Source organism: Roseibium sp. M-1, assembly GCF_054515675.1.
Genome location: NZ_CM137257.1, coordinates 765,293 through 776,903, shown reverse-complemented (window position 1 = coordinate 776,903; position 11,611 = coordinate 765,293). Strand labels below are relative to the sequence as shown.

11 protein-coding genes are annotated in these 11,611 nt (G+C 58.8%); 3 read left to right on the top strand and 8 right to left on the bottom strand.

Annotated features, from left to right (window positions below):
- The first annotated feature begins 95 nt into the window (after positions 1-95).
- The 3 genes from ACX3M4_RS03580 to ACX3M4_RS03570 all read left to right on the top strand — a co-directional run bounded on the left by ACX3M4_RS03580 (position 96) and on the right by ACX3M4_RS03570 (position 3,707).
- Positions 96-779 carry a sulfotransferase family 2 domain-containing protein gene (locus ACX3M4_RS03580; RefSeq protein WP_459357227.1) on the top strand — a complete coding sequence of 228 codons (684 nt, stop codon included), beginning with the start codon at positions 96-98 and terminating at the stop codon, positions 777-779.
- Positions 780-1,082: 303 nt separating this feature from the next.
- Positions 1,083-2,522 (top strand): DEAD/DEAH box helicase, encoded by a 1,440-nt coding sequence (locus ACX3M4_RS03575; protein ID WP_459357226.1) that lies wholly within the window; start codon positions 1,083-1,085, stop codon positions 2,520-2,522.
- A 123-nt stretch (positions 2,523-2,645) separates the two neighbouring features.
- Positions 2,646-3,707: a GGDEF domain-containing protein gene (locus ACX3M4_RS03570; RefSeq protein ID WP_459357225.1), complete on the top strand. Its 1,062-nt coding sequence runs from the start codon at positions 2,646-2,648 to the stop codon at positions 3,705-3,707.
- Between the two features lie 57 nt (positions 3,708-3,764).
- Here the strand turns inward: ACX3M4_RS03570 and tenA are convergent, their stop codons facing one another.
- The 8 genes from tenA to ACX3M4_RS03530 all read right to left on the bottom strand — a co-directional run bounded on the left by tenA (position 3,765) and on the right by ACX3M4_RS03530 (position 11,556).
- Positions 3,765-4,427, bottom strand: a complete 663-nt coding sequence (tenA, locus tag ACX3M4_RS03565) for a thiaminase II (protein WP_459357224.1) — start codon at positions 4,425-4,427, stop codon at positions 3,765-3,767.
- A 74-nt stretch (positions 4,428-4,501) separates the two neighbouring features.
- Complete coding sequence (gene sufA / locus ACX3M4_RS03560; RefSeq protein WP_459357223.1) at positions 4,502-4,879, bottom strand: Fe-S cluster assembly scaffold SufA; 378 nt, start codon at positions 4,877-4,879, stop codon at positions 4,502-4,504.
- 72 nt (positions 4,880-4,951) lie between these two features.
- Positions 4,952-5,347: an SUF system Fe-S cluster assembly protein gene (locus ACX3M4_RS03555; RefSeq protein ID WP_459357222.1), complete on the bottom strand. Its 396-nt coding sequence runs from the start codon at positions 5,345-5,347 to the stop codon at positions 4,952-4,954.
- A gap of 11 nt (positions 5,348-5,358) precedes the next feature.
- Positions 5,359-6,615: a cysteine desulfurase gene (locus tag ACX3M4_RS03550; protein ID WP_459357221.1), complete on the bottom strand. Its 1,257-nt coding sequence runs from the start codon at positions 6,613-6,615 to the stop codon at positions 5,359-5,361.
- A gap of 40 nt (positions 6,616-6,655) precedes the next feature.
- The gene (sufD, locus tag ACX3M4_RS03545) at positions 6,656-7,975 is read right to left on the bottom strand and encodes a Fe-S cluster assembly protein SufD (protein WP_459357220.1); all 1,320 of its coding nucleotides are present in this window, start codon (positions 7,973-7,975) and stop codon (positions 6,656-6,658) included.
- A 15-nt stretch (positions 7,976-7,990) separates the two neighbouring features.
- Positions 7,991-8,746 (bottom strand): Fe-S cluster assembly ATPase SufC, encoded by a 756-nt coding sequence (gene sufC, locus ACX3M4_RS03540; RefSeq protein ID WP_459357219.1) that lies wholly within the window; start codon positions 8,744-8,746, stop codon positions 7,991-7,993.
- Between the two features lie 66 nt (positions 8,747-8,812).
- Positions 8,813-10,285, bottom strand: a complete 1,473-nt coding sequence (gene sufB, locus ACX3M4_RS03535; RefSeq protein ID WP_459357218.1) for a Fe-S cluster assembly protein SufB — start codon at positions 10,283-10,285, stop codon at positions 8,813-8,815.
- A gap of 101 nt (positions 10,286-10,386) precedes the next feature.
- Positions 10,387-11,556, bottom strand: coding sequence for a cysteine desulfurase family protein (locus ACX3M4_RS03530; RefSeq protein ID WP_459357217.1), 1,170 nt, complete (start codon positions 11,554-11,556; stop codon positions 10,387-10,389).
- Between the last annotated feature and the right edge of the window lie 55 nt (positions 11,557-11,611).

The following is an 11,611-nucleotide window of genomic DNA, read 5'->3' as shown; positions in this document are numbered from 1 at the left end:
TTTCGGCGTGCTTGAGCGCGTTCCCCGTTTTGCCCGGCCGGATGAGTGCTATGTTAAACCGGATGTATTCGATTTTTGATCGGCGGCTTCGCCCGTTGCGCAACCATGTTTTTCTTGCATTTCCGAAACATAATATCGCCTACGCACGTATTGCCGAGCCGGCCTTCCAGCTTCTGCGTCCTGTCCTGCACCGGCTGGCCGGTATAGACCGGCAAACGTCGAAGTCCGTCCAAAACCAGCAGAGCGACGAGGCGGAGCGGCTGCTGTTTCACGGTGATGTCGAGCTCTTGACCGCGCGGGAACTCAAGCGCCGCCATCCGGACATGAAGATTGCCGCATGGGTTCAGGATCCGTCACACCGGCTGGCCTATTGCTACGAAAAAATCATCCTGAAAGACACACCCCTGCCCGCCTACTACGAGGAAAGGCATTTCAGCAAGGCAATGTCTCCGCAGGAATTCGTCGCCCATGTGTCCCATATTTCCGATCTTGAGGCCGACAATCTGTTCAGAGGCCAGGCAGCCGCCCTCACCTACAAGGGCATTCTCGCGGCAAACCTCATCCTTCCTCTGGAAGATTTCGACCGCTCGATGGCGACTTTCCTCTCCGAGAGTGCCTTAAGGTTCAGGATGCCGGCTTCGGCTAACTATGATGTGTCGCAATTCGTGACCGGAAAAACACTGCTCGCCTTTGCGCAAGACGGTGTGGTCCAGAAACTGCGCCGCCGTTACCGGGCCGATTATCAGCTGTTTTACGCGCCCGAGGTCCTTTCGGCATAACCAAATTCGCGCAAGGATCTTCCGGCTCAGCCCTCTTCGGGGAAATTTACGGAAACAGTTCGCTTGAGACTGCGCCGGTTTGACCAACACATACTCACCAACTCAACCCGATTTCATGCACCGCCCCAGTTGCACTATTAACTGAGTTGGCAAATCAATGCCGGAAATACTCGCATTTCTTGGCATTTTACCTCATCCACGCATTGACACCTGAGCGCATGAATGTAGGGTGTGCGCACGTTGGCACCGGCGGCTCCCACGGTGCCGTCGATTAACAATCACAACATTCGGGCAAAGCGCTCCATGGCATTTGATACTCTCGGTCTTAGCGAGAAGGTCCTCGCTGCAGTTGAAGCAGCAGGTTATAAGGAACCCACGGCTATTCAGGCGGGTGCAATCCCGCAGGTACTGGAACGCCGGGATATTCTCGGCATCGCACAGACCGGTACCGGCAAGACCGCGAGCTTCACGCTGCCCATGTTGACGCTGCTGGAAAAGGGCCGCGCCCGTGCCCGCATGCCGCGCACTCTGATCCTGGAACCGACGCGCGAACTCGCAGCACAGGTTGAAGAGAACTTTGCCAAATACGGCACCAATCACAAGCTTAACGTTGCGCTTCTTATCGGCGGCGTTTCCTTCTCCGACCAGGACAAGAAACTCGACCGCGGCACCGACGTCCTGATCGCGACACCCGGCCGCCTTCTCGACCATTTCGAGCGCGGCAAGCTGCTGTTGCAAGGCGTCGAGATCCTCGTCATCGACGAGGCCGACCGTATGCTGGACATGGGTTTCATCCCGGACATCGAACGTATCTGCAAGCTGATCCCGTTCACGCGCCAGACGCTGTTCTTCTCCGCCACCATGCCGCCGGAAATCCAGCGCCTGACGGAAACCTTCCTGCAGAACCCGGCGCGGATCGAAGTGGCCCCGACATCCTCGACCGCCGAGAATGTCGCCCAGTTCCTGAAGGCATCGGACTCCAAGGACTACGAGAAACGCGCCACATTGCGCGAGCTGCTGGAAAAAGCCGAAGACCTGAAAAACGCGATCGTCTTCTGCAACCGCAAGCGTGACGTGACCACGCTGTTCCGCTCGCTGGAACGACACGAATACAATGTCGGTGCTCTCCATGGCGATATGGATCAGCGCACCCGCATGACGATGCTGGACAATTTCCGCAAGGGTAATATCAAGCTGCTGGTTGCCAGCGATGTCGCCGCCCGAGGCCTCGATATTCCAGAAGTCAGCCACGTCTTCAATTTCGACGTGCCGATCAATGCGGAAGACTATGTTCACCGGATCGGCCGCACCGGCCGGGCGGGCCGCTCTGGTACGGCCTACACGCTGGTCACCGGCGAGGACCAGAAAAATCTCGGTGCAATCGAGAATCTTATCAAGAAGACCATCGACTGGCTTGATGAACCGATCGACTTCGAAGCGGCCGCCCAGGAACGCAAGGCACGCCGCAAGGGTGGCAAGCCGGCCAAACCGGCGCGTTCGAGCAATGACAACGAAGCGGAACAACCGAAACCCTCGAACCGCCGCCGTACGCCGTCCAAGGCACGCGAAGTCATCGAGGAGCCGGTAGAAACAGCCGTGGAAACGGTGACACCGGTCTCGACCTTGCCACGCCGGCCGGCCGACAAAAAAACAAGAAGCGACAAGTTCGAACCGGCTTTCGGTGCAGGTGTTCACATCCCGGCATTTCTGCTGCGCGAACCCCGGCCGAAAAAGGCTTCATAAATTCGATTTCTCTCGAGGTTTCGCCTTAAGCTTAACGGCTCCTTAAGTCTTACAGCCGAGGTTAAAATCTAGATCCTGTGACCGTGTGGGGCGGATTCGCGGGATAGTGTTGAGAGAAGCTTGATGGCGGATGAAGACGACCATAAGCGGACGATCCAGTATGGAGAATCCGCGATCAGTTACATCAAGAAGAATATCTTGCCCGCTTATCCGCGGTCGTACGAACTTTGGTACACCTATGCGGCTGGCTACAATCAGGGCCTGAACCGGGCCATCAATGAATCCGTAAAAAGCAACGGCCGCATCAGCACTGACGAAATGCTGACCCTCTACGGGCGCTTCCTTTCGCCGACGCGCCTGGGCGACCGGCTGGACGAAGTCGGATCCAAAGTCTCCCGCGAAGTTGAAGAACTGGTTGATACGCTGAAACTCAGCGCCGATGCGACCTCCGACTACGGCACCGCGCTGGAACAGGCCGGCGAGAAGATCAAGACGATCACCGATCCGGAAAAGCTCCAGAACTACGTGACGCACCTGGTGAAGTCGACGCAGAATGCGGTTGCCTCCAATCGCAGGCTGGAAAGCCAGTTGCTGGAGTCCAAGAAGCATATCGAGAACCTGCAGTCATCCCTCGAGGCCATCCGCTACGAGTCCCTGACGGATGAACTGACCACGCTCAATAATCGCAAACATTTTGAAAATTCCATCGAACGGGTCATCGACCATTCCAAGGAAAGCGGCCGCGGCTTCGCGCTGCTGATGACCGATATCGATCATTTCAAGAAATTCAACGACACCTACGGTCACCAGACCGGCGACCAGGTGCTGCGTCTTGTGGCCCTGGCGGTCAAGCAGAACATCAAGGCCCAGGATATCGCCTGCCGCTATGGTGGCGAAGAGTTCGCGATCATCCTGCCGCATGTCGACCTCGACGATGCTGCGGAAATCAGCGAACGCATCCGCACCGCCGTGATGTCGAAAGAACTTGTGAAACGGTCGACCGGTGAAAATCTTGGCCGGGTCACGATTTCCGTCGGCGTGGCGACCTTTGAGCCCATGGACACCGCCCATTCCATCGTCGCACGCGCAGACGAAGCGCTCTACCTTGCCAAGAATGCCGGCCGGAACCTGGTGAGAACCGAACAGGATCTGGAAGAGACGGAGAAGCGGGAAGAGGTCGCCTGACTCAGAAGCGCGGTTTTCAAGATTGCATTCCAAAGATAAGGCTGAGCGGGAACCGTCTCAGCCTTTTGCATTCAGACCCATCTGCCAGAAATCGCTTTCAAGACGGCAAGCCTTTTCGAAGAGCGACAAGACGCGCGGATAGCGATGTTCCGTCAGCACCTGACCGGCTGTCGCATCGAGCCAGCCGATGAACCCCTTCGCGAGATCCTGATAGGCGTCGCTCGCATATTCCTCGATCCAGCGGCCATAGGGATTACCCGCGAGGGCACGGCCTTCAGCCGAAAGGCGGGCGCCGATTTCCGCATAACCGACGACACAGGGTGCAAGCGCCGCTTGAAGGTCGAGCAGGTCCCCGGCCATGCCGGCATCCAGCACGAACCGGGTATAGGCCATGGTCGGCGTGTCTTCCGGAGCGCTTTCGATCTCAGCCCGGTTCATGCCCCAGCCGCCGCACATTTCGACATGTAGATCCAGTTCATCGTCCAGGATCGCCTTTACTCCCAGCAGCGACTGGCGCATGTCGGCAATCGACTGGCTCTTGTAGACACCAAGAGCATAGGCCCGGGCAAACTGAATGAGGAAGAGGTAATCCTGCACCAGATAGTGCCTGAAGCAAGCCTCAGGCAGCGTCCCCTCGCCCAGCTGCTCCACGAAGGCATGTCGGGTGTAGTCGGCCCATTGCGGTGCCGCGTCGGCCTTCAGCCGGTCGAACAGGGTCATTGGATCTCTCTGAAAGATTGTCATGCGGGCGCTGAGCCGGCACGCAGGTCAGCACGTCGGATCAGAAGCGTAATTCAGCGGGAAAAGGCACTCAAGTCGGCAGCCTGAAGCGACACGGATTCGCCGCAGCCGCATGCCGAGACCTCGTTCGGGTTCTTGAAGACAAAGCCTGAGCGAAATTTTGTGGTCTCGAAATCCATCTGCGTTCCGAGCAGGAACAGAACAGCCGAAGGATCGACGAAGAGCTTCACGCCCTTGTCGTCGATGACGTCGTCGCCAGGCTTCGCCTCGTCCACCATGTCCATGGTGTATTCCATTCCGGCGCAGCCACCCTTCTTGATGCCGACGCGCAGGCCGATGGCATTCTTGTCGGAATTTTCGACAAGTTCCTTCACACGCCCTGCGGCGGCATCGGTCAGTGTCATCACCTGGAATTTTCCGGCGGAAGCCATGTTGTCCTCTTGGAATTCCGGTTGCTTAAACCTGATATAGGATCTCAGCTTATCGGATAAAAGGTTTAGAGCTCAATACCAGTTGAGCGCGACCTTGGCTTCGTCGGACATCCGGTCCGGCGACCAGGGCGGATCGAAGACCATGTCGACATTGACCGGGCCGACACCGGCGACGGCAGATACCGCATTCTCGACCCAGCCCGGCATCTCGCCGGCGACGGGACAACCCGGCGCAGTCAGCGTCATGTCGATGTTGATCGAGCGGTCGTCTTCGATATCGACCTTGTAGATCAGGCCGAGCTCATAGATGTCGCAGGGGATTTCCGGATCGTAGACCGTCTTGAGCGCACCGATGATATCGGTGGTGAGCCGGTCCAGTTCGTCCGCCGGAATGCCGCTCTGGCCCGAGACTTCGGTCCGGAGTTCTTCGCCGTCGGCGGCGGTGTCGATTGTGGTCGCGTTTTCCATGGGGTCCGTCCTTACCCGAAAAAGCTCTGTGCTTTCAACAGGGCCTCATAAAGCGCGTCCACCTCCGACCGCGTGTTATAAAGCCCGAAACTTGCCCGACATGTAGAGGTCACGCCGTATCTTGCCAAGAGCGGCTGTGCACAATGGGTGCCGGCGCGCACGGCCACCCCTGCCCGGTCGATGATCGTCGCCACATCATGCGCGTGTGCCCCTTGAAGTTCAAAGGAAACGATCGCACCCTTGCCCGGAGCATCGCCAAAGATCCTGAGCGAGTTGATTTCGCGCAGCTTCTGATGGGCATATTCCTTGAGATCCGCTTCGTGACGGGCAATGTTTTCGCGGCCAAGCGCGTCCATATAGTCGAGCGCGGCCCCAAGACCGATCGCCTGCACGATCGGCGGCGTCCCGGCTTCGAAGCGGTGTGGCGGCTCGTTGTAGGTGATCATGTCCTCGGTGACGTCGAGGATCATCTCGCCGCCGCCATTAAACGGTCGCAGCGCCTTCAGACGCTCCGGCTTGCCCCAGAGGACGCCGATCCCCGAGGGACCATAGACCTTGTGGCCGGTGAAGACATAGAAGTCGCAGTCCATGTCCTGCACGTCGACCGGCAGGTGCACTGCCGCCTGGCTGCCGTCGACCAGAACCGGAATGCCGCGTTCATGGGCGATCCGGCAGACCTCCTTCACCGGCACAACTGTCCCCAGCACGTTGGACATGTGCGTGATTGCAACGAGGCGCGTCTTGTCGGTCAGGGTATCCGCGAAGGCGTTGAGATCGAACGAGCCGTCCTCACGGACATAGACCCATTTCAGCTTCGCGCCATGGCGTTCGCGGTGGAAGTGCCAGGGCACGATGTTGGAATGGTGTTCCATGATCGACAGGACGATCTCGCCGCCATCGGCAAAATAGTCCGGGCCGAGTCCATAGGAGACGAGGTTGATCGCTTCCGTCGTCGACTTGGTGAAAACCGCCTCGTCCACCGACCTGGCATTCAGGAAACGGCGCACCTTCTCGCGCGCGGCTTCGTAATTGTCGGTTGCCGTGTTGGAGAGGAAATGCAAGCCGCGGTGAACATTGGCATATTCTTGCGAATAGGCCTTCGTCACCGCATCGATCACCGCCTGCGGCTTTTGCGCCGAAGCGCCGTTGTCGAGATAGACCAGCGGTTTGCCATAGACCTCCCGCGACAGGATCGGAAAATCCCGGCGGATGGCCTCGACATCGTAACCGGAGCTGCCGGTTGTCTCTTCAGCGGTGGCGACCGTCATGCGGCTGCAACTCCTTGTTCCAATCGGTCCGGCTTTGGGTTCAGTGCGCGGCGAGCCAGTCGCGCACGCGCGCTTCCAGGCCCTCGGTCACGTCGTCTTCGCCGTATTCTTCAATCGCCTCGGAGAGGAACGCCAGAACCAGCAGCGTCTTGGCTTCGTCTTCCGGGATGCCGCGAGCCCGCAGGTAGAACAGAAGGTCCTCGTCGATCTGGCCGCTGGTCGCACCATGGGCGCAGATGACGTCGTCTGCGAAGATTTCCAGCTCCGGCTTGTTGGCCATCTCTGCGTCCTCGGAGAGGAGCAGTGCCTGGGTCATCATCTCGCCATCGGTCTTCTGGGCATGCTGGGCCACATTGATGCGGCCCTGATAGACACCCTTGGCCTGGCCGTCGAGCACAGTCTTGAAGAACTCGCGGCTGTTGCAATGGGGAACAGCGTGATCGACGATCAGCGTCTGATCGGCAAGCGCATCGCCGCCTGCCATCGTCACACCATAGATTTTGGCTTCCGAGTTCTCACCGGTGAAGTTGATGAACTGCTGATTGCGAGTAAACCGCGGACCGGCAATGAAACCAAGCGACTTGAATTCACACTCGGCGCCAATGGTCGCGATCGTGGTGAAGAGACGAGCGGCATCGGACTTGCCGACAATCAGGCGGGTAGAGGCAAGCGTTGCCTTGTCGGCCAGGTCGTAATCGAAGACCGCATTCAGTTCGCCCTCACCCGTATCACCGGCAAAGGTCTCCAGAAGTCGCAACTTGGCACCTTCTCCGAGCACCACGCGGTTGCGCGTGACCTGTGCTCCCGTGGAAGCCGCGACCTGCACGAGTTCGACGGGCTTCGACACTTCCGCGCCTGCCTTGACAGTCAGCACGACACCCCCTTGTACGAAGGCCGTGTTGAGGGCAACGAGGCCATCGGTCTCACCACTCTTGGGCGATGCCAGCAGTTGCGCACCACCTTCGCTCGCCAAAGCGTCAGAGAAACCGGTCAGCGTGACACCTTCTGCGGCGAGCGCATCCACATCGGAGAGCCCGGCCAGGAAACTGCCATTCGCGACGACGATGCGGTAACGGTCGAGGTCACCATAGCTGTCAAGACTGTCCAGAACCGCGCTGGTTGCTGCAAGGTCCGCTGCGCCTGCAAGCGAAGCTGCGGACTTCAGATAGGCACGCAGGTCCGAATACTTGTATTCTTCGACCCGCCGATGCGGCAGACCGCGATCGCGGATCTGGCCGAGGGCGGCTTCACGCAGGGCTGAAACGGCAACGGAACCGGCAAGCTCCGCTTTCGCGTTATCGAACCGTGCCAGCAGGTCGCTTTCGGCCTGGGTATGTTTGATGGGTGCGTTGGCGTTCATATCGCGTCTCGTCCCTCAGGCGGCCGTGTCGATGTAGTCGGCGTAACCGTTCTTTTCCAGCTCCAGTGCCAGGTCCTTGTCGCCGGTCTTGACGATGCGGCCCCTGGAAAGAACATGAACGACATCCGGCACGATGTGGTCCAGCAGACGCTGGTAGTGGGTGATCACCACCATCGCCCGATCCGGGCCGCGCAGCTTGTTGACGCCTTCGGAGACAATCCGCAGAGCATCGATGTCGAGACCGGAATCCGTTTCGTCGAGGACGCAGAGCTTAGGCTCCAGCAGCGACATCTGCAGGATCTCGGCACGCTTCTTCTCACCGCCGGAGAAACCGACATTCAGCGGACGCTTCAGCATGTCCATGGAGACGTTCAGATGGCTGGCCGCTTCCCGCACGCGTTTCATGAAATCCGGGATCGACAGAGTGTCTTCGCCGCGCGCCTTGCGCTGCGCGTTCATCGCCGTTTTCAGGAATTCCATGGTGGCAACACCCGGGATCTCGATCGGGTACTGGAACGCCAGGAAAAGGCCCGCGGCAGCGCGCTCATCCGGTTCCATTTCCAGAAGGTTTTCACCGTTGAAAAGGATCTCGCCTTCGGTGACTTCATAATCGTCCTTGCCGGCCAGGATATAGGACAGCGTCGACTTGCCCGATCCGTTCGGCCCCATGATGGCATGCACTTCGCCGGCCTTGATGGTCAGGTCGATCCCGCGCAGGATCTCGGTTTCATCTTCCGTGATGCGGGCGTGCAGGTTCTTGATCTCAAGCATTGAGATTTTCCTCGTAACTTCGGCAGGCTTTTAAAGCCCGGACAATTCAAACGTTGTGTCTGGGCGTTAACCCACGGATCCTTCCAGACTGATCGAAATCAGCTTCTGCGCCTCGACGGCGAATTCCATCGGCAACTGCTGGATGACGTCCTTGACGAAACCGTTGACGATCAGCGCCACGGCTTCCTCTTCCGACAACCCGCGCTGCAGGCAATAGAACATCTGGTCGTCAGAGATCTTCGAGGTGGTCGCCTCGTGCTCGAACTGGGCAGAGGCGTTCTTGCTCTCGATATAGGGCACCGTATGCGCGCCGCAGTCCTGACCGATCAGCAGGCTGTCGCATTGGGTGAAGTTGCGGGCATTCGATGCCTTGCGGTGGGCGGAGACCAGGCCGCGATAGGTGTTCTGTGACTTGCCGGCGGAAATGCCCTTGGAGATGATCCGGCTGGAAGAGTTCTTGCCGAGATGGATCATCTTGGTGCCGCTATCCACCTGCTGGTAGCCGTTGGAAACCGCGATGGAATAGAACTCACCACGGGAATTCTCGCCGCGCAGGATGCAGGACGGGTATTTCCAGGTGATCGCCGAGCCGGTTTCGACCTGGGTCCAGGAGATCTTGGAGTTCTTGCCGCGGCAATCGCCCCGCTTGGTGACAAAGTTGTAGATACCGCCCTTGCCGTTCTTGTCGCCCGGGAACCAGTTCTGGACGGTCGAGTATTTGATCTCTGCGTCATCCAGGGCAACCAGTTCGACGACGGCCGCATGCAGCTGGTTCTCGTCGCGCTGGGGTGCTGTGCAGCCTTCCAGATAGGAAACGTAGGCACCCTTGTCGGCGATAATCAGCGTGCGCTCGAACTGGCCGGTGTTCTGCTCGTTGATGCGGAAATAAGTCGACAGTTCCATCGGGCAACGCACGCCCTCCGGCACATAGACGAACGAGCCGTCGGAAAAGACCGCGGAATTGAGCGTCGCGTAGAAATTGTCGGTCACCGGAACGACGGAGCCGAGATACTTCTTCACCAGATCCGGATATTCGCGCAGAGCCTCGGAGATCGAACAGAAGATGACACCTGCCTTCTTCAGCTCTTCCTTGAAGGTGGTGACGACGGAAACACTGTCGAACACGGCATCGACGGCGACGCGGTTCTTCGGCTCGACACCGGCAAGGATTTCCTGCTCGCGCAGCGGAATGCCAAGCTTCTCATAGGTCGCCAGCAGTTCCGGGTCGACTTCGTCCAGGCTCTTGGGGCCTTCGACGGATTTCGGGGCTGCCCAGTAGTAGAGGTCGTCAAAATCGATCTTCGGATAATGGACACGCGCCCAGGTCGGCTCTTCCATCTGCTTGAACCGGCGCAATGCATCGAGGCGCCATTCGGTCATCCATTCCGGTTCGTTCTTCTTGGCCGACAGAAAGCGGACCGTCTCCTCGGAAAGGCCTTTGGCACCCTTCTCCGACTCGATCTCCGTCACGAAGCCGTATTTATACTGGTCCACATCAATGGCTTTCACCCGATCGATGGTTTCCTGTACAGCTGGCATGTCTTGCCTCCATCTGGCAGGCTTTGCGCCTGCACTAAAAACTTACGTCTGCAACCGGGCGATCCCGGCTGCCCTTTTCCTGGCGGTATCCCGCCGAAATTCTATGCCGCCCGGTTGCGGGCTTCCGGATTGAGCCGGTCGACAATCCGCGGCCAAAGATCCAGAAGGCGGTCTATATCGCCTTCGCCCGTATTCCAACCCATACTGATACGCAAAGCGCAACGTGCGAGATCTTCGGGCACACCCATGGCGGTCAGCACGTGGGAGACGGAGACCTTGCCTGAGGAGCAAGCCGAGCCTGAGGAAATTGACATTCCCTCGAGGTCGAACGCGATCAGTGCGGTTTCTGCCGGAATGCCGGGAACTGCAAAGCAGCTTGTGTTGGCCAGGCGTTCTGCGGTTTCACCAAAGAAAACGGTCGCTGGACAGACGGACTTGAGCCCCGTCTCGAGCCTGGCTTTTATCTTTGCCAGATGGCGTGTGTCTGCGGCCTCTTCAAGGGCATCCTCCGCAGCAATGCCGAAACCGGCGATCGCGGCGACGTTTTCCGTTCCGCCCCGGCGCCAGTTTTCCTGGCCGCCTCCCACCATCAACGGCGAAGGTACCCGCGCCGTGGAGCGAACAACCACAGCACCGATCCCCTGCGGTCCACCGAACTTGTGCGCCGACAGGGTCACTGCATCCGCTTGCCAGGTCTCAACGTCGATCGTCATTCTGCCGGCGGCCTGAACCGCATCGACATGAAAGAAATGGCCGTATCTTGCGGCAATTTCGCCGATCTTCGCCAAGGGTTGAACAACACCGGTCTCATTGTTGGCTGCCATGACTGAAATCAGGCTTGGATCAGCTTCACGAACCGTTTCTTCGAGAGCATCGAGTTCGACGCGTCCTGCATCATCCACCGTCAACACCACCTGGTCGGCGACGGGAAAGCGGCCGCCCGTGACAACGGAAGGATGTTCAACAGCGCTTCTGAAGAGCTTGTCGAGATAGACCGGTGCCCCCTGATCCTGCCAGGAGGGCGACAATGCGGTCATGTTCGCTTCCGTCCCGCCGGAGACAAAGGTGACTGCCCGGTTTCTGGCATTGCACAACCGGGCAACCTGTTCCCGTGCCGCCTCGATCCGGCCGCGAGCCCGTCGCCCATGCGCATGCACCGACGACGCATTGCCGGCATCGCTCAACACCTCGATCATGGCCACACGCACGCTGTCGCGCAGGGGCGCTCCGGCGTTGTGGTCCAGGTAGATCGGGGCGGCATTGCGCGGCATGGCACCTCTTTTGTCAGATTCCAGTCACGGTTGATAATCGAATTTTCGCTTTAAC